This is a genomic window from Pseudomonas sp. JY-Q, from assembly GCF_001655295.1.
Lineage (GTDB): Bacteria > Pseudomonadota > Gammaproteobacteria > Pseudomonadales > Pseudomonadaceae > Aquipseudomonas > Aquipseudomonas alloputida.
Genome location: NZ_CP011525.1, coordinates 1,322,089 through 1,338,465, shown reverse-complemented (window position 1 = coordinate 1,338,465; position 16,377 = coordinate 1,322,089). Strand labels below are relative to the sequence as shown.

General features: G+C 62.4%; 19 protein-coding genes. 6 read left to right on the top strand and 13 right to left on the bottom strand.

The features are described 5' to 3' along the window. Positions 1 to 31: 31 nt before the first annotated feature. Positions 32 to 775, bottom strand: coding sequence for a thioredoxin fold domain-containing protein (locus tag AA098_RS05930; RefSeq protein WP_003252155.1), 744 nt, complete (start codon positions 773 to 775; stop codon positions 32 to 34). A gap of 153 nt (positions 776 to 928) precedes the next feature. After that, entirely contained in the window at positions 929 to 1,825 is an 897-nt protein-coding gene (gene xerD / locus AA098_RS05925; protein ID WP_003252154.1) for a site-specific tyrosine recombinase XerD, read from the bottom strand. Positions 1,826 to 1,893: 68 nt separating this feature from the next. Between xerD and AA098_RS05920 the strand changes: the two genes are divergently transcribed. Continuing rightward, complete coding sequence (locus tag AA098_RS05920) at positions 1,894 to 3,699, top strand: sodium:proton antiporter (protein WP_054888645.1); 1,806 nt, start codon at positions 1,894 to 1,896, stop codon at positions 3,697 to 3,699. Between the two features lie 3 nt (positions 3,700 to 3,702). On the opposite strand, the gene AA098_RS05915 is transcribed toward AA098_RS05920, so the two are convergent. The 6 genes from AA098_RS05915 to ffh all read right to left on the bottom strand — a co-directional run bounded on the left by AA098_RS05915 (position 3,703) and on the right by ffh (position 7,783). Next, positions 3,703 to 4,110 (bottom strand): acyl-CoA thioesterase, encoded by a 408-nt coding sequence (locus tag AA098_RS05915; protein WP_004575447.1) that lies wholly within the window; start codon positions 4,108 to 4,110, stop codon positions 3,703 to 3,705. Between the two features lie 94 nt (positions 4,111 to 4,204). Continuing rightward, positions 4,205 to 4,555 carry a 50S ribosomal protein L19 gene (rplS, locus tag AA098_RS05910; protein WP_003252148.1) on the bottom strand — a complete coding sequence of 117 codons (351 nt, stop codon included), beginning with the start codon at positions 4,553 to 4,555 and terminating at the stop codon, positions 4,205 to 4,207. A 42-nt stretch (positions 4,556 to 4,597) separates the two neighbouring features. Then, positions 4,598 to 5,350: a tRNA (guanosine(37)-N1)-methyltransferase TrmD gene (trmD, locus tag AA098_RS05905; protein ID WP_003252146.1), complete on the bottom strand. Its 753-nt coding sequence runs from the start codon at positions 5,348 to 5,350 to the stop codon at positions 4,598 to 4,600. A 3-nt stretch (positions 5,351 to 5,353) separates the two neighbouring features. Next, positions 5,354 to 5,890 (bottom strand): ribosome maturation factor RimM, encoded by a 537-nt coding sequence (gene rimM / locus AA098_RS05900; protein ID WP_003252144.1) that lies wholly within the window; start codon positions 5,888 to 5,890, stop codon positions 5,354 to 5,356. A gap of 5 nt (positions 5,891 to 5,895) precedes the next feature. Next, positions 5,896 to 6,147 (bottom strand): 30S ribosomal protein S16, encoded by a 252-nt coding sequence (gene rpsP, locus AA098_RS05895; RefSeq protein ID WP_003252142.1) that lies wholly within the window; start codon positions 6,145 to 6,147, stop codon positions 5,896 to 5,898. A gap of 259 nt (positions 6,148 to 6,406) precedes the next feature. Beyond that, the gene (ffh, locus tag AA098_RS05890) at positions 6,407 to 7,783 is read right to left on the bottom strand and encodes a signal recognition particle protein (RefSeq protein WP_003252139.1); all 1,377 of its coding nucleotides are present in this window, start codon (positions 7,781 to 7,783) and stop codon (positions 6,407 to 6,409) included. Positions 7,784 to 8,095: 312 nt separating this feature from the next. Between ffh and AA098_RS05885 the strand changes: the two genes are divergently transcribed. From AA098_RS05885 to AA098_RS05875, 3 genes are all read left to right on the top strand, one after another. Then, positions 8,096 to 8,905 carry an inner membrane protein YpjD gene (locus tag AA098_RS05885; protein WP_003252138.1) on the top strand — a complete coding sequence of 270 codons (810 nt, stop codon included), beginning with the start codon at positions 8,096 to 8,098 and terminating at the stop codon, positions 8,903 to 8,905. Between the two features lie 9 nt (positions 8,906 to 8,914). Then, positions 8,915 to 10,120, top strand: a complete 1,206-nt coding sequence (locus AA098_RS05880; protein WP_047604467.1) for a transporter associated domain-containing protein — start codon at positions 8,915 to 8,917, stop codon at positions 10,118 to 10,120. A gap of 268 nt (positions 10,121 to 10,388) precedes the next feature. Beyond that, positions 10,389 to 11,687, top strand: a complete 1,299-nt coding sequence (locus AA098_RS05875) for an MFS transporter (protein ID WP_003252134.1) — start codon at positions 10,389 to 10,391, stop codon at positions 11,685 to 11,687. Between the two features lie 139 nt (positions 11,688 to 11,826). Here the strand turns inward: AA098_RS05875 and purT are convergent, their stop codons facing one another. The 5 genes from purT to AA098_RS05850 all read right to left on the bottom strand — a co-directional run bounded on the left by purT (position 11,827) and on the right by AA098_RS05850 (position 14,991). Beyond that, positions 11,827 to 13,008, bottom strand: coding sequence for a formate-dependent phosphoribosylglycinamide formyltransferase (purT, locus tag AA098_RS05870; RefSeq protein WP_012053590.1), 1,182 nt, complete (start codon positions 13,006 to 13,008; stop codon positions 11,827 to 11,829). A 76-nt stretch (positions 13,009 to 13,084) separates the two neighbouring features. Beyond that, positions 13,085 to 13,552: a VUT family protein gene (locus AA098_RS05865; protein ID WP_003252131.1), complete on the bottom strand. Its 468-nt coding sequence runs from the start codon at positions 13,550 to 13,552 to the stop codon at positions 13,085 to 13,087. A 77-nt stretch (positions 13,553 to 13,629) separates the two neighbouring features. Continuing rightward, a complete protein-coding gene (locus tag AA098_RS05860) occupies positions 13,630 to 13,833 on the bottom strand; it encodes a DUF1289 domain-containing protein (RefSeq protein WP_033726433.1) in 204 nt (67 codons plus the stop codon). Then, positions 13,823 to 14,347 carry a gamma carbonic anhydrase family protein gene (locus tag AA098_RS05855; protein WP_003252127.1) on the bottom strand — a complete coding sequence of 175 codons (525 nt, stop codon included), beginning with the start codon at positions 14,345 to 14,347 and terminating at the stop codon, positions 13,823 to 13,825. The genes AA098_RS05860 and AA098_RS05855 overlap by 11 nt, the downstream gene beginning before the upstream one ends. Before the next feature lie 44 nt (positions 14,348 to 14,391). Then, positions 14,392 to 14,991, bottom strand: a complete 600-nt coding sequence (locus tag AA098_RS05850) for a CoA pyrophosphatase (protein WP_003252125.1) — start codon at positions 14,989 to 14,991, stop codon at positions 14,392 to 14,394. 123 nt (positions 14,992 to 15,114) lie between these two features. On the opposite strand from AA098_RS05850, the gene AA098_RS05845 reads away from it, so the two are divergent. Beyond that, positions 15,115 to 15,666 carry an NUDIX hydrolase gene (locus tag AA098_RS05845; protein ID WP_003252122.1) on the top strand — a complete coding sequence of 184 codons (552 nt, stop codon included), beginning with the start codon at positions 15,115 to 15,117 and terminating at the stop codon, positions 15,664 to 15,666. Between the two features lie 22 nt (positions 15,667 to 15,688). Next, positions 15,689 to 16,243 carry a murein L,D-transpeptidase family protein gene (locus AA098_RS05840; RefSeq protein WP_003252119.1) on the top strand — a complete coding sequence of 185 codons (555 nt, stop codon included), beginning with the start codon at positions 15,689 to 15,691 and terminating at the stop codon, positions 16,241 to 16,243. Positions 16,244 to 16,377 lie beyond the last annotated feature (134 nt).

Here is a 16,377-nt window from a genome sequence, read left to right as displayed (position 1 = left end):
TCACCCCATGACGACGGCGTACTGAACTGGATTACTTGGCAAGTGCCAGCTTGGCGACCTGCGGTGCCGGCTGGTAGCCCGGAATGACCTGGCCGCTTTCAAGAACAATGGCCGGCGTGCCGTTGACACCGATCGACTGACCCAGCTGGAACTGCTTGCTGACCGGGTTGGTGCACTTGGCGGCCTTGATTTCTTCACCTTCGACCATTTTGTCCATCGCCCCACGGCGGTCGCTGGAGCACCACACCGCCTGCAACTGCTGGTCACCCGCCGAACCGAGGCCCTGACGCGGGAAGGCGACATAGCGCACTTCGATACCGCGACGGTTCAACTCAGGCACTTCGGCGTGCAGTTTGTGGCAGTACGGGCAGGTAGTGTCGGTGAACACGGTGATGTGCGACTTGGTCTCGCCTTTGGCAGGATAAACCACCATCTCGGCGGCTGGAATGCCGTTGATGAGCTTGGCGATACCTTGGCGTTCGGTTTTTTCGGTGAGGTTGACCGGCTTGCCGTCCTGGATCTGGAACAGGTAGCCCTGCATCACGAACTGGCCGTCAGCGCTGGCGTACAGCACGCGGCCGCCCTGCAGCTTGACTTCATACAGGCCGTTGAGCGGGCTGCTGGCCACGCTTTCCACAGGCACTTCCAACTCGAGGTTCTGCAACGATTTACGGATGGCCTGCTCGGCACCGGCGTTGCTATCGGTTGCCGCGGCAACGGCAAAGGTACTGGCCAGCGCCAACGCGGCGGCGGCGAAAAACTGGGTCACGCGCATGGGAACTCCTGAAGGCGGACAGGGGCCGGAGGGCGCCACCTGCGGAAAATACGCGGTGACCGTGCGGCCCTTGGTGCAAACCGCTCAAGCCTACCACATCACGCTGCCCGTGAAGGGGGTCGCAAGGACCGGTCGGCGGAACATGAAAAACATTCATCCACGCGGGTGGTGCTGGGCGTGCAACTGCTGCAGGCGGGCCTTGGCGACGTGGGTATAGATCTGCGTGGTCGACAGGTCACTGTGGCCCAGCAGCATCTGCACCACCCGCAAGTCGGCACCGTGGTTGAGCAGGTGGGTGGCAAAGGCATGCCGCAGGGTGTGCGGCGACAGCGGCTTGTCGATGCCGGCAACCCGTGCGTGGTGTTTGATACGGTGCCAGAAGGTCTGGCGCGTCATCTGCTCGCCGCGCTGACTGGGGAACAGCACGTCGCTGGGACGGCCATTGAGCAGTTCGGCGCGACCATCGCGCTGGTAGCGCTCCAACCACACCACCGCCTCTTCACCCATGGGCACCAGGCGTTCCTTGCTGCCCTTGCCCATCACCCGCAGCACACCCTGGCGCAGGTTGACCTGGTCGAGGGTCAGGCTGACCAGTTCGGTAACCCGAAGGCCGCACGCGTAGAGCACTTCGAGCATGGCACGGTCGCGTTGGCCAATGGCTTCGCCCAGGTCCGGAGCCTGCAACAGGGCTTCGACGTCGGCTTCGGACAGCGACTTGGGTAGCGGCTTGCCCAATTGCGGCATGTCGACCTGCAGGGTCGGGTCGATGGCCACCAGCTTTTCCCGCAGCAGGTAACGGAAAAAGCCGCGCAGACCGGAGAGGAAACGCGCCGTGGAACGTGGCTTGTAGCCCTGATCCAGGCGCCAGGCCAGGTGATCGAGGATCAGGTCGCGGCCGGCGTCTGGCAGCGATACCGAATGCTCCTGCAGCCAGCCATTGAACAGGGCCAGGTCGCTGCGGTAGGACACGCGGGTGTTGTCGGACAGGCCTTTTTCCAGCCATAGGGCGTCAAGGAACTGGTCGATCAGGGGGTGGTCGAGGGCGGGCATGAAATCTCGGTGGCAAACGACGAAATGGCGCTTAGTCTTTCATAACAACGTCGGCATAGGGAGCCCGCATGAGCGAACAGCAGATCCTTCTGAGTGTGGGCGGCATCGGCGCTGCAGCGCTCGCCTGCCAGTGGCTGGCCTGGCGCCTGAAGCTGCCGGCGATTCTGTTTCTGTTGTTGGCCGGGATCCTTGCCGGCCCAGCGCTGGGATGGCTCGACCCCGAGGCGCTGTTCGGCCCATTGCTGATGCCGCTGGTGTCGCTGGCGGTGGCGCTGATCCTGTTCGAAGGCAGCCTGACCCTGCACCTGTCGCAGTGGCGCGAGATCGGCAGCGTGGTGCATCGCCTGGTCACGGTGGGTGCGCTGGTCACCTGGCTGGTGATTGCACTGGCAACCCACTGGCTGCTCGGGTTCGACTGGCCGCTGGCGATTCTTTTCGGCACCCTGACGCTGGTGACCGGCCCCACGGTGATCGTGCCGATGCTGCGCGTGGTGCGGCCAAAGTCTGCGATCGCGAACATCCTGCGCTGGGAAGGGATCATGATCGACCCCATCGGCGCGCTGCTCGCCGTGGTGGTATACAGCTTCATCATCGCCAGCGCCGAGGGTAACGGCCTGAGCCAGAGCCTTATCACTTTTGCCGGTGTGATCTTCTGCGGTACCGCCCTGGGCGCGGCAGGGGGCTGGGTACTGGGGCAAATCATGCGCGAACAGTGGCTACCAGAATATCTGCACAACCTCGCGTCACTGGCGGCGGTACTGGGCATTTTCATCGCCGCCAACCAGATCGTGCACGAGTCCGGGCTGCTGGCGGTGACCGTGATGGGCATGTGGCTGGCCAACATGCGCGGGGTTGATGTGCGGCAAATCCTGCACTTCAAGGAAAACCTCAGTGTGCTGCTGATTTCCGGCCTGTTCATTCTGCTGGCTGCACGCCTTGACCTGCATGCCCTGCTGGGCCTTGGCCCTGCTGTGCTGGCATTGTTGCTGGTGATCCAGCTGCTGGCACGTCCGCTCAACGTTTGGCTGGCCACACTGGGCTCGACACTCAACTGGCGGGAGCGCGCGCTGCTGGCCTGGATTGCGCCGCGCGGCATCGTTGCCGCGGCCGTTTCCGCTATTTTTGCCATCCGCCTGCACCAGGCCGGCCACCAGGATGCCTTGCTGCTGGTACCGTTGACCTTCGCGGTAATCATTGGCACGGTGGTACTGCAAAGCGCCACGGCCAGGCCGCTGGCACGCTTGCTCAAGGTCGCCGAACCGGCACCCAGCGGGTTTCTCATCGTCGGTGCCAACGAACCGGCCCGGGCCATCGCCAAAGCCCTTCAACAATTGGGCTGCCGGGTTTTGCTGACGGACTCCAGCTGGGAAAACATCCGCGCCGCACGCATGGACGGGCTCACGACCTACTTTGGTAACCCGGCCTCGCAGCATGCCGACGCCCATCTGGACCTGGTCGGCCTCGGGCACTTGCTGGGCCTCTCTCCCGCCGGCGAAATCAATGCCCTGGCCTGCGCCAGGTTCCGTCATGATTTCGGCCACAGCCGGCTGTTCGTGCTAGCCAGTGGCCTGGAGAAACAACGTAGCGACAAGCACCGGGCGGCCGAAGAGCACCGCGGGCATCTATTGGGGGCCAAGCCGATGACCTATCTGCAACTGGCCAACCGTCTGCATCAAGGCGCCGAGCTGTATAGCACCAACCTGACCGAAGGCTTTGGCTGGGATGCCTACCAGGCACTGCATGGCGAACGGGCAAACTTGCTGTTCGCGCGCGATGGCCATGGCTGGGTCCATGTAACCAGCCCTGATAACCCGCTGCAGCCACAACCGGGCTGGACCTTGGTGGCATTGATCGAGCCAGCAGCGCAACCGTAATGCTCAGGTGCCTGGCAGCACGGGCACCGGGCGCTTGTCCTCGTCGATGGCGACGAAGCTGAACACCCCATGGATCGCCCGTTCACGGCCATCCAGGTACATGTTCTCGACAAACACATCCACCTGCACCTGCAAGCTGGTATTGCCGACCTTGATCACCGTCCCCACCAGCTCGACGATCGAGCCCGCAGGAATCGGGTGCTTGAAATCGATGCGGTCTGTAGACACGGTAACCAATGGCAGGCGGCAGAAACGCGTGGCAGCGATGAACGACACTTCGTCCATCCAGGCCAGGGCGGTGCCGCCGAACAGGGTGTTGTGGTGGTTGGTGGTATTGGGGAACACCGCCTTGGTCACGCGGGTCACCGACAGTTCGGTGCGGCGCTGGATTTCCTGGTCTCGGGTCGTCATGGCAATCACATTTTCGGGGTTTCAAAACGCAAAAAAGCAGCCCGAAGGCTGCTTTTTTCTCGCTAGGCGGCCTCGGCCACCGGGCAAACTGCACTCAGGACAGTTTTTCCTTGATGCGAGCGGCTTTGCCGGACAGGTCGCGCAGGTAGTACAGCTTGGCTTTACGCACGTCACCACGACGTTTCACGGCCAGGCTGTCGATTTGCGGGCTGTAGGTCTGGAAGGTACGCTCTACGCCAACGCCGCTGGAGATCTTGCGCACGGTGAAGGCGCTGTTCAGACCGCGGTTACGCTTGGCGATAACGACGCCTTCGAACGCCTGCAGACGGGAACGCTCACCTTCCTTCACTTTAACCTGAACGACAACGGTGTCGCCTGGTGCGAAGGTTGGGATTTCCTTGCTCATCTGCTCGGCTTCGAGCTGCTGGATGATCTTGTTGGTCATGCTGTGCTCCTAAGATGGATACGCGATCCACCATCGATACGTTTAACTATCGTCCCGCTCGCGGAGATATTCCTCGAGCAGCTTCTTCTCTTCTCCAGAAAGCGAGCGACTTTCCAGAAGATCGGCGCGTCGTTCGAAGGTCCTACCAAGGGACTGCTTCATCCTCCAACGCCGGATATGTGCATGGTTGCCACTTAGCAACACGTCGGGAACACGCTGATCCGCATACACCTCAGGCCGGGTGTAGTGCGGGCAATCGAGCAGACCGTCGGTGAAGGAATCTTCTTCCGCCGAGTCCACATGCCCTAAAGCTCCGGGCAGCAGTCGCGTAACCGCATCGATCAGTACCATGGCCGGCAGCTCGCCACCGGAAAGCACATAGTCGCCAATCGACCACTCCTCATCGACATGAGCCTCGATAAAGCGCTCGTCGATGCCTTCATAACGACCGGCGATCAGGATCAACGATTCCTGTTCGGCCAGGCCTTTGACCGCCTGCTGAGTCAGCTTGCGGCCTTGTGGCGAAAGGTAGATCACCTTCGCCGCTGCTCCGGTCGCCTGCCTGGCGCTAACCAAGGCGTCTTCCAGAGGCTTGATTTTCATCACCATGCCCGGACCACCGCCAAACGGCCGATCATCTACCGTGTGGTGACGATCTGTGGTGTAGTCCCGCGGGTTCCAGCAAGTCACCTGAAGCAACCCTTGTTTCACCGCGCGGCTGGTAATGCCGTACTCCGTGATGGCCGAGAACATCTCGGGGAACAACGTGATGACGTCTACGCGAAGGTTACCCATCGTTTAGAAGTCCGCGTCCCATTCGACCCGCATCACGCCTGCTTCGAGGTCGATTGCCAGCACACATTGCTCCGTATAGGGCAACAGACGCTCGCGATCATCCAGGCTGCCTGCGCAGGGCTTGACCACCATTACATCGTTCGCACCGGTCTCCAACAGGTGATCGACCTTGCCGAACAGTTGTTCGTCCTGGTTGATGACCTTCAGACCTACCAACTGGTACCAGTAGTACTCGTCGGCAGCCAGGTTGGGCAAAAGGCTCCGCGGGATGCAGATTTCGTAACCGCTCAGAAGACGGGCTTCATCGCGATCGTCGAGACCTTTCAGCTTCACGACCAGGCCCTTTTGGGAGCCACGACCGCTGACCAGCTCGACCTGCTTTACCTTGCCTTCGTGCCGAAGCGTCCAGCGTGGATAATCCAACAGGTTTTCAATCGGATCGGTAAAGGAATACACCTTCACCTCGCCGCGAACGCCGTGAACCGAAAAAATCTTGCCAACGACGATGAGGTCGTCAGCCTTTTCTGGCGTCGCGTTCATACTATTCAGGCAGCGGCCTTGGCAGCTTCCTTCAGCAGCTGAGCAACACGCTCAGACGGCTGTGCACCCTGGCTCAGCCAGTAGGTGACGCGCTCTTGGTTGACCGACAGCTTAACTTCGGCGCCAGCAGCGATTGGGTTGAAGAAACCTACGCGCTCAACGAAACGGCCGTCACGGGCGTTACGCGAGTTGGTCACGGTCAGGTGGTAGAATGGGCGCTTTTTCGAGCCGCCACGGGCCAGACGAATGGTTACCATGTGAACATCGTTCCTATAGTCGGTGCTGCAGTTGATACAGCAGCTGGTACTGCAAATCTGAATGCCAAATAGGCACACGGGTGCCCAAAAGGCCGCATATTCTCGGGGAATACACGGACATTTGCAAATGACTTTTTCGGCAAGGCCTCGCCCTGCCGTCCAGATTTGCCGGTTGCGCCGCGAAATTCGCGGCTGTTGCCCCGCTACAGCGGGGGTTCTGGGCGCCTGCCCGACAAAAGGCAGGCACCCGAATCAGGGGTTACAGCTTTGGCATGCCGCCACCTGGCAGCATCCCACCGAGGCCGCGCATCATCTTGGCCATGCCGCCTTTGGCAGAAAACTTCTTCATCATCTTCTGCATCTGCTTGTGCTGCTTGATCAGCCGGCCGATGTCCTGCACCTGGGTACCGGACCCCAACGCAATACGGCGCTTGCGCGAACCGCTGATCAGGTCAGGGTCGCGGCGCTCGGCCGGGGTCATGGAGTTGATGATCGCTTCCATTTGCTTGAACTGCTTTTCGGCCGCGCCCTGGGCGTTGCCCATCTGTGACAGGTTGACCCCGCCGATGCTTGGCAGCTTGTCCATCAGGCCGCCGAGGCCGCCCATGTTCTTCATTTGCTGCAGCTGGTCACGGAAGTCTTCGAGGTCGAAGCCCTTGCCCTTCTTCAGCTTCTTGGCCAGCTTGTCGGCCTTGGCCTTGTCGATGGTCTGCTCAGCCTGCTCGATCAGGCTGAGCACGTCGCCCATGCCGAGGATGCGCGAAGCGACGCGGTCGGGGTGGAACGGCTCGAGCGCCTCGGTCTTCTCACCCATACCGATGAACTTGATCGGTTTGCCGGTGATTGCGCGTACCGACAGCGCAGCACCGCCACGGGCGTCACCGTCAACCTTGGTCAGCACCACACCGGTCAGCGGCAGCGCCTCGCCAAAGGCCTTGGCGGTGTTGGCAGCGTCCTGGCCGGTCATGGCGTCGACCACGAACAGCGTCTCGATCGGTTTGACGGCAGCGTGCAGCGCCTTGATCTCGTCCATCATGTCGGCGTCGATGTGCAGACGGCCGGCGGTGTCGACGATGACCACGTCGATGAACTTCAGCTTGGCTTCACGGATGGCGGCTTCGGCGATGGCCACCGGCTTCTGGCTGATATCGGACGGGAAGAAGGTGACGCCGATATCGTTGGCCAGTGTTTCCAACTGCTTGATCGCCGCCGGACGATAGACGTCGGCAGACACCACCATCACGCTCTTTTTCTTGCGCTCTTTAAGAAAGCGCGCCAGCTTGCCGGCGGTGGTGGTCTTACCCGCGCCCTGCAGGCCCGCCATCAGCACGACAGCAGGCGGGGCGGCGTTCAGTGCGAGGTCTTCGTTGGCCGCGCCCATCAGGCTTTCCAGCTCGGCCTGGACGATCTTCACGAAGGCCTGGCCCGGGGTCAGGCTGCGCGACACCTCGGTACCGACCGCACGATCCTTGACGCTGTTGACGAAATCCTTGACGACCGGCAGGGCAACGTCGGCCTCGAGCAGCGCCATGCGCACTTCGCGCAGCGTGTCCTTGATGTTGTCTTCGGTCAGCTTGGCCTTGCCGGTGACATGGCGCAGCGTCTGTGACAGGCGGTCGGTCAGGTTTTCGAACATGGTGATCCTTTCAGGCCCAGTAAAGCCGAGGTTTGTCAGGTGCCAGGGGGGAAATACACACCCGCCGGGCACAGCAAGGCGGCGATTATAGCGAAGTGCAGCGGCGACGCACACCTTGGTAGATATTCGGTGGCTGTGCTGGCCTCTTCGCGGGCGCGCTCGCTCCCGCAGGATCTTCACGGCTTGCAGGCCTGGGCCGTACCTGTGGGAGCGGGCGTGCCCGCGAATGCCCTGACACAACCCTTCAGTCTTCCTAGAGCGGCAGAATCTATGCCAAACTCCGTCTCTTTAAAGGCTCGCCAACCAGGACTTATGGTCTCCTCTCCCAGCCTCATTCCCAACCTGATCGCCGCCGGCCTATATATAGCAGCGGCCATCTACCAGGGCTCTCACCTGGCCCAGGGCCGCAAGGCCGACAAGCGCCTGCTTGGCCTGCTGGGTGCCTTCGCGGTGCTGGCCCAGGCCGGCGCACTGTTCTTCCAGCTGATCACCCCGCTGGGGCTGAGCCTGGACTTCTTCAGCGCCGCCAGCCTAATCGCCGTGGCAGTCATTACCCTGACATTGCTGGCCTGCCTGCGCATACCGGTAGAAAACCTGCTGGTGCTGCTGTTCCCGCTGGGCGCGGTAACGGCACTGCTGGCGCAGTTCGCGCCCCCCGGTACGGTGCCGCTGATCAATGAAGAACCGGGCATCCTTGCGCATATCCTGTTGTCGATCCTGGCCTACGGGCTGTTCACCATCGCGGTGTTCCAGTCGCTGCTGTTGCTGCTGCAGGACCGCCAGCTGAAGAACAAGCACCCGTCCGGGCTGATTCGCAACTTCCCGCCACTGCAAACCATGGAAAGCCTACTGTTCGGCTTCCTCTGGGCCGGTTGGTGCCTGTTGTCGCTGTCGCTGATCTCCGGCTGGCTGTTCCTCGACAACCTGTTTGCCCAGCACCTGGCGCACAAGACCTTGCTGGCCTGTGTCGCCTGGGTGGTGTTCAGCGTGCTGCTGTGGGGCCGCACCCGCCTGGGTTGGCGGGGCCACATGGCCATCCGCTGGACGCTGGCCGGTTTCTGCCTGCTGATGCTGGCCTATTTCGGCAGCAAGCTGGTTCGCGAATTCATCTTGCATATCTGACGGCCGCCCATGGACACCCTGCCGTACGCACCGCTATTCGGCACTCTGGCACTGGCCCTTTTGTGGTCAGCACTGTTCACCGCCGTGGATGCAGCCCGCCTGCAGCTCAATGGCGCACTGCGCGCCGGCGAAGACGGCCATCCCGTGCTGCCGGCCCAGGCCTTGGTGCTGTGCGCCAGCCTGGGCAAGCTACTGGTGCTGGGGCTGGCCTGCCTGATGGGCCAGCGCCAGAGCGGCGAGCACGGCTTCTGGCTGGCGGGCCTGGCCGCGACCCTCGCCTTGCTGGTGTTTGCCGAATACCTGCCGCGGCGCCTGGCCCGACGTAACCCGCAGGCGTTCGTGAGCCTTGGCGCCAGCCTGCTGAAAGTGCCTCTCGCACTGCTGCAGCCACTGGCCTGCCTGCTGGACGGCGCCGCCAAGCTCATGCTGCGCCCGTTCCGTGCACAGCCCACCGCTGTGGCCCTGCATACGCAGGATGCCGACGACTTTGATGAGGATGAACAGCACGAAGCACCTCGCCATGGCCTGCTCGACGGCCTGCAGTCGTTGGACAAGATCACCGTCAACGACATCCTGGTGCCGCGCAACGAAGTGGATGGCATCAACCTCGACGAGCCGATCGAACGCATCATCGAGCAGTTGATCGTCAGCCGCCACACCCGCCTGCCGGTCTACCACAACGACATCAACCAGGTTGAAGCGATCCTCAACACCAAGCTGATCAGCCACCTGCTGCCCAAGGCCGAGCTGACCCTGGAAGCGCTGCACAGCGCCTGCTACGAACCCTATTTCGTACCGGAAAGCACGCCCCTGCAAATGCAGTTGTTGAACTTCCACAAGCAGCAACGCCGCTTGGGCGTGGTGGTGGACGAGTACGGCGAAGTACTGGGTATCGTCACCCTGGAAGACATTCTCGAAGAGATCGTCGGCGAGTTCGAGGACGAGCAAAGCCTGGAAAACCCGCATGTGCACCCGCAACCCGATGGCACCTTCGTCATCGATGGCACCGCTTCGTTACGCGAAATCAACCGCACCCTGAGCTGGCACCTGCCCTGCGACGGCGGGCCGAAAACCCTCAACGGGCTGGTCACCGAAGCGCTGGAAAGCATCCCGGAAAGCGCTGTTTGCCTGAAGATAGGCCGCTATCGCCTGGAAATCCTTGAAACAGAGGACAATTGCGCCAGCAAGGTACTGGTGTGGACCGTGACCCGATAGCTATACTCGGGTCACGCTTACCCAGCCCCGCCGTCACGCCTGCTACCCGCACCCGGCGCTCCACGGCCAGTCCGCTCCACTGATACGCCCTGCGGTCCTGCGTCAACACCCCGAACAGTACCCGCCCCCGCCCCTACCCCCCTTGGGCCATCGTCAGTCGGGCGCACACAACAAAACGCTCCGGCGTCCGCGTCACCGTGCCTTTTACAGGGCACGCCACTGCGGGCCAAGCCCATGGAGCCGGACCAGACTGTCAGGGACCTATTCAATGACAAGCAGCACTTACGCCCAAGCGCCTGCCACACCCGTCAACTCGCCTGCGCGGGTCGCCACTGCCAGCTTCATCGGCACCGCCATCGAGTTCTATGATTTCTACGTCTACGCCACCGCCGCAGCCTTGGTGATCGGCCCGGTGTTCTTCCCGTCCGGGTCGGGCACCGCGCAAATGCTGGCCGCCTTCCTCACCTTCGGTATCGCCTTCCTCGCCCGGCCACTGGGCTCGGCGTTGTTCGGCCACTTCGGCGACCGCATTGGCCGCAAGTCGACGCTGGTCGCCTCGCTGCTGCTGATGGGCGTATCCACCACCGCCATTGGCGTGCTGCCGGGCTATGACAGCATTGGCGTGTGGGCGCCGATCATTCTCTGCCTGCTGCGTTTTGGCCAAGGCCTGGGCCTGGGCGGCGAATGGGGTGGCGCGGCCCTGCTGGCTACCGAAAACGCGCCGGAAGGCAAACGGGCCTGGTTCGGCATGTTCCCGCAGTTGGGGCCGTCAATCGGCTTCCTGGCGGCCAACGGCCTGTTCCTGACCCTGGCCCTGGTGCTCAGCGACGAGCAGTTCCGTGAGTGGGGCTGGCGCATTCCGTTCCTGCTCAGCGCCGCACTGGTACTGGTAGGCCTGTACGTGCGCCTGAAGCTCGAGGAGAGCCCGGTGTTCGCCAAGGCCGTTGCCCGCCACGAGCGGGTGAAAATGCCGGTGGTCGACCTGTTCTCGAAATACTGGCTGCCAACCCTGCTGGGCGCTGCGGCCATGGTGGTGTGCTATGCACTGTTCTACATTTCCACGGTGTTCTCGCTGAGCTACGGCGTGACCACACTGGGCTACAGCCGCGAAACGTTCCTTGGCCTGCTGTGCTTCGCGGTGGTGTTCATGGCACTGGCCACACCGTTGTCGGCCTGGCTCAGTGACCGTTACGGGCGCAAGCCGGTACTGATCGTCGGCGGTCTGCTGGCGATAGCTTCGGGCTTTACCATGGAACCGCTGCTGACCTCGGGATCGACTGCGGGGGTGGCGCTGTTCCTGGCCATCGAGCTGTTCCTGATGGGCGTCACCTTTGCGCCGATGGGGGCACTGTTGCCAGAGCTGTTCCCGACCCACGTGCGTTATACCGGTGCCTCGGCGGCGTATAACCTGGGCGGCATCGTTGGCGCCTCGGCGGCACCGTTCTTTGCCCAGAAGCTGGTGAGCATGGGGGGGTTGAGCTGGGTGGGCGGTTATGTGTCGGCGGCAGCGGTGATCAGCCTGATTGCCGTGCTGTGCCTGAAAGAGACGCGGGATACCGCGCTGTAAGCCAGTGGGGCCGCTTTGCGGCCCTATCGCGACACAAGGCCGCTCCCACAGGGATCGCGTAAGCCTGGAAGCTGCGCGATCCCTGTGGGAGCGGCCTTGTGTCGCGACAGGGCTGCAAAGCAGCCCCAGCACTCTCGGATCAGAACTCGACCTTGACCGCCTGCGAAGCACGGGTCGCCTTGGCCCGCGCCAGTTCGACCGACTCGTCACGCGCCAGGCACACGCCCATGCGGCGGGTACCGTTGATTTCCGGCTTGCCGAACAGGCGAATGGCGGTATCCGGCTCGCTCAGCGCTGCGCCCAGGTTGGCGAAGCTGGTCTGTTGGGACTGGCCTTCGGGCAAGATCACTGCCGAGGCCGACGGGCCGAACTGACGCACCACCGGAATCGGCAGGCCGAGAATGGCGCGGGCATGCAGGGCGAATTGCGACAGGTCCTGGGAAATCAGGGTGACCAGACCGGTGTCATGCGGGCGCGGCGACACTTCGCTGAACCACACCTGGTCGCCCTTCACGAACAGCTCCACACCAAACAGGCCGCGACCGCCGAGGGCATCGGTGACCGCCTTGGCCACGCGCTGCGATTCGGCCAGCGCCTTCGGGCTCATGGCCTGTGGCTGCCAGGACTCTTGGTAATCGCCCTTCTCCTGACGGTGCCCGACAGGTTCAAGGAAGGTGGTACCGCCCACGTGGCGCACGGTCAGCAGGGTGATTTCATATTCGAAGTCGATGAAACCTTCGACAATCACCCGGCCCTTGCCAGCGCGGCCGCCTTCCTGGGCATAGTCCCACGACGCCTGCAGGTCAGCATCGCTGCGCAGCAAGCTCTGGCCCTTGCCCGACGAGCTCATCACCGGTTTGACCACGCACGGGTAACCCAGGTCGGCTACGGCCTTGGCGTAGTCTTCATAGGTGTCGGCGAAGTGGTACGGCGAGGTTGGCAGGTCCAGCTCTTCGGCAGCCAGGCGGCGGATGCCTTCGCGGTTCATGGTCAACTGGGTGGCGCGGGCGGTGGGCACCACGGTGAAGCCTTCGTTTTCCAGCTCGACCAGGGTGGCGGTGGCGATGGCTTCGATTTCCGGAACGATGTAGTGCGGCTTCTCGGCTTCGATCACCGCGCGCAGGGCAACGCCATCGAGCATGTTGACCACATGGCTGCGGTGCGCCACCTGCATAGCCGGAGCATTGGCGTAACGGTCGACGGCGATTACTTCGACGCCCAGGCGCTGCAGCTCGATTACCACTTCCTTGCCCAGCTCGCCACAGCCGCAGAGCAGTACACGGGTCGCGGTGGGCGACAATGGGGTTCCGATACGGGTCATTTCAGGTCCTCGAAGGCATCCGGGGCCGCGCCAGGCTAGGCGCCACCCGCTGAAAAAGGACCGCTATTCTACACCATCAACCGGCCACGGCGGCCCGCCGGGCGCGAAATGCCATGGCCAGCCACACCGCCGTTACACCGGCGAACTTCGAGGCCATCGCGGTGCCGATGACTGCCGGGGTCAAAGCGCCGATCATGCCGAAGAAAATGAAGGTATCCACCGGGATGCTCAGCGCCGAACTGAGCCACAGGCGGTCGCGCAGCGGCCGACGGGTGATGCTGAACACCAGCCAGTCGATCAGCTCGGAAATGAAGAACGCAGTGGCGCTGGCCAAGGCGATGGCCGGCTCCGAGGTGACATAGGACAACACCAGCGCCGCCAGCATGGCCACCAGCGCGCCGTGACCGAAGCGGGTTTGCACCATGTCGCGCAGGATGAACACCAGGCCGCCCCAGGCGGACCAGATGATGTCCAGATGCGGGGCACTGGAGAAGGCGTAGTTGATCAGCACTACGCTGCTGATATAGGCAATCAGATAGAACATGGCGGGCTGTCTGTGGGCAAGCCGTACAGATTACCGCTGGGCCGTTCGCGGGTAAACCCGCTCCGACAGGGTTCGCGTCAGGCCTGCAAGATGAGGCCGGCTTCTACTGCCCGTTCATGGCAACGCTTGAGCACCGCCCGGCGCTCGTGGTTGTCCATCCGCCCCCAGCGGCCAATCTCGGCCACGGTACGCTGGCAGCCGGTGCAGATATCCTGCTCGTCCAGCGCGCAAATGCTCACGCACGGCGATGCCACCGGCCGCTCTGCTACATCACTCATCATCAACCACCAACGCTTGCGCATAACGCTGGGCATTATGCACGTAATGTGCGGCACTCGCTTCCAGCATGCGTTTCTGCTGCTCGGTCAGCTCGCGTACCACCTTGCCCGGCGAGCCCATCACCAGCGAACCGTCCGGGATTTCCTTGCCCTCGGCAATCAGTGCGTTGGCGCCGATGATGCAGTGCTTGCCGATGCGTGCGCCATTGAGGATCACTGCGTTGATACCGACCAGGCTGAAGTCGCCCACCGTGCAGCCATGCAACATGGCATTGTGGCCCACGGTCACGCCCTTGCCCAACGTCAGTGGCGAGCCCATGTCCGTGTGCATCACCGTGCCATCCTGCACGTTGCTGCCTTCGCCGATGTCGATCAGCTCGTTATCACCGCGCAACACCGCGCCAAACCACACACTGGCATTGGCTTGCAGGCGCACGTTGCCAATGAGCGTGGCGTTGGGGGCGGCCCAACTGGTGGGGTGGCTCTCGACCCGCAGGTCGCCCAGGCGATATTTCATGCTTGTTCCTCAGGCTGCGACGCAGACGGCGGGGTAGGCCCCGCTCAATTTTCGATGTAACGCTCCGGGGGTTGATGCAGGCTGATACCGGCATCGAACAGCAGGTTGACCAGCTCGACGATCATGATCGCCGACAACCCCCAGATCTTGTATTCACCATAGCGGTAACTTGGCACATACCAGCTACGCCCCTGGTAATCGATACGGTGGGTATGGTCACGCGGGTCCTGGCGGAAGAATTCCAGCGGCACGGTGAATACTGCCGCGATCTCGGCATCATTGGCGCGATACTCGACGAAGTCCGGGATAAGCCCGACGAATGGCGTCACTTTCAGGCCATGTAGCGAAATCAGCGGGCTGAGCGGGCCAATCACCTCCACCAGGCCAGGGGGCAGGCCGATTTCTTCTTCAGCCTCGCGCAGGGCAGTAAAGACCAGGTCCGGGTCTTCCGGGTCGCGGCGGCCACCGGGAAAGGCGACTTCACCACCGTGGGTAGACAGGCCCTTGGCGCGCAGGGTCAAAACCAGTTCGGGCGCTTCGCTGCGGGTAATGGGCAAGAGGACCGCCGCTTCGGGGAACCGCCTGTCGGTTTCCAATGACGCGGGTTGGTGGTTGCTCATTCGGCGAAGTAGCTCGTCCAGCATTGCGCACGCTCGTATCCAGGTCCTGTGTTGCATCATGCACCAAAGCCGCGAAGCACCCAAGCCCCAGCGCTTGCGGCGGCACGGTGGCCGCGCCAAGATAGCCTTGAACATAAGGAACCACACATGAAATTCTGCAGCGCGTGCGGCCAACCGGTCACTCAGCAGATCCCCGAGGGCGACAGCCGCCTGCGGTACGTCTGCGGCTCTTGCCAGACCATCCACTACCAGAACCCCAACATCGTGGCCGGCGTGCTACCGACCTGGGGCAGCCAGGTGTTGCTGTGTCGCCGCGCCATCGAACCGCGCCGGGGTTTCTGGACCCTGCCCGCCGGCTTCATGGAAAACGGCGAAACCCTCGACCAGGCCGCGCGTCGCGAAACCGTAGAGGAAGCCTGCGCCCGGGTCGGGCCAACGTCCCTGTACCAGCTGTTCGATCTGCCGCACATCAACCAGGTGCATGTGTTCTTCCGCGCCGAGTTGGCGGACCTGGACTTTGCCGTGGGTGCCGAAAGCCTGGAGGTGCGCCTGTTCGAAGAACATGAGATACCGTGGAACGCGCTGGCTTTCCGCACCGTCACTCGCACACTAGAATGCTACTATCGCGACCGCATCGGCCAGCACTACCCCATAGGCCATGAATACCTGCCGCCGATGAACGTTTCGCCACACACCTAAACGCCTTCAGGGATACTGTTACATGCGCTGGTTGCTTGCCCTCTTCTGCCTTTGCGTTACCTCGGTGTCCCAGGCGGCCTTCACCGAAACCATCATCCGCAAGCCTGCACCGGCAGCGCAAACCCCATCGCCTTCGCAGCAAGCCATGCAACCGTTGATCGACAAGGTACTGGTGATCAAGTCCGAGCGCCGCCTGCAGTTGATCAGCCGTGGCGAGCCGCTGAAAACCTACCGCATCTCGCTGGGCAAGCAGCCCAAGGGCGCCAAGGAACGCGAAGGCGACAAGAAAACCCCTGAGGGCTTGTACTGGCTGGACTGGCGCAAGCAGAGCGACCGCTTCAACCTGGCCATGCACATCAACTACCCGAACATCAGCGATGCCGCCCGCGCGACCCGGGCAGGGGTGAGTGCCGGCAGCATGATCATGATTCACGGCACGCCGATCAACGATGAATACCCGGAATGGTACTTCCATACCCTGGACTGGACGGATGGTTGCATTGCCATGCGCAACCGCGACATGCAGGAAGTGTGGGACTTGGTACGGGATGGAACGCTGATCGAGATCAGGCCTTGATATAGGGCCTTTCAGTACAGGTTGTAGGAACCTTCTCACCACTTTGCGAGAACTTGCCTGACAGTTGCTTAGGCAGGGTACTGCATCCAGGCGAGTGACTTAATTTTTAGCATCCACGCAGACGAGTACGAAAA

Coding starts and splice junctions, on each gene's coding strand:
- AA098_RS05930 (WP_003252155.1), bottom strand. CDS start 775: ATGCGCGTGACCCAGTTTTTCGCCGCCGCCGCGTTGGCGCTGGCCAGT.
- xerD (WP_003252154.1), bottom strand. CDS start 1,825: ATGCCCGCCCTCGACCACCCCCTGATCGACCAGTTCCTTGACGCCCTA.
- AA098_RS05920 (WP_054888645.1), top strand. CDS start 1,894: ATGAGCGAACAGCAGATCCTTCTGAGTGTGGGCGGCATCGGCGCTGCA.
- AA098_RS05915 (WP_004575447.1), bottom strand. CDS start 4,110: ATGACGACCCGAGACCAGGAAATCCAGCGCCGCACCGAACTGTCGGTG.
- rplS (WP_003252148.1), bottom strand. CDS start 4,555: ATGACCAACAAGATCATCCAGCAGCTCGAAGCCGAGCAGATGAGCAAG.
- trmD (WP_003252146.1), bottom strand. CDS start 5,350: ATGGGTAACCTTCGCGTAGACGTCATCACGTTGTTCCCCGAGATGTTC.
- rimM (WP_003252144.1), bottom strand. CDS start 5,890: ATGAACGCGACGCCAGAAAAGGCTGACGACCTCATCGTCGTTGGCAAG.
- rpsP (WP_003252142.1), bottom strand. CDS start 6,147: ATGGTAACCATTCGTCTGGCCCGTGGCGGCTCGAAAAAGCGCCCATTC.
- ffh (WP_003252139.1), bottom strand. CDS start 7,783: ATGTTCGAAAACCTGACCGACCGCCTGTCACAGACGCTGCGCCATGTC.
- AA098_RS05885 (WP_003252138.1), top strand. CDS start 8,096: ATGGTCTCCTCTCCCAGCCTCATTCCCAACCTGATCGCCGCCGGCCTA.
- AA098_RS05880 (WP_047604467.1), top strand. CDS start 8,915: ATGGACACCCTGCCGTACGCACCGCTATTCGGCACTCTGGCACTGGCC.
- AA098_RS05875 (WP_003252134.1), top strand. CDS start 10,389: ATGACAAGCAGCACTTACGCCCAAGCGCCTGCCACACCCGTCAACTCG.
- purT (WP_012053590.1), bottom strand. CDS start 13,008: ATGACCCGTATCGGAACCCCATTGTCGCCCACCGCGACCCGTGTACTG.
- AA098_RS05865 (WP_003252131.1), bottom strand. CDS start 13,552: ATGTTCTATCTGATTGCCTATATCAGCAGCGTAGTGCTGATCAACTAC.
- AA098_RS05860 (WP_033726433.1), bottom strand. CDS start 13,833: ATGATGAGTGATGTAGCAGAGCGGCCGGTGGCATCGCCGTGCGTGAGC.
- AA098_RS05855 (WP_003252127.1), bottom strand. CDS start 14,347: ATGAAATATCGCCTGGGCGACCTGCGGGTCGAGAGCCACCCCACCAGT.
- AA098_RS05850 (WP_003252125.1), bottom strand. CDS start 14,991: ATGCTGGACGAGCTACTTCGCCGAATGAGCAACCACCAACCCGCGTCA.
- AA098_RS05845 (WP_003252122.1), top strand. CDS start 15,115: ATGAAATTCTGCAGCGCGTGCGGCCAACCGGTCACTCAGCAGATCCCC.
- AA098_RS05840 (WP_003252119.1), top strand. CDS start 15,689: ATGCGCTGGTTGCTTGCCCTCTTCTGCCTTTGCGTTACCTCGGTGTCC.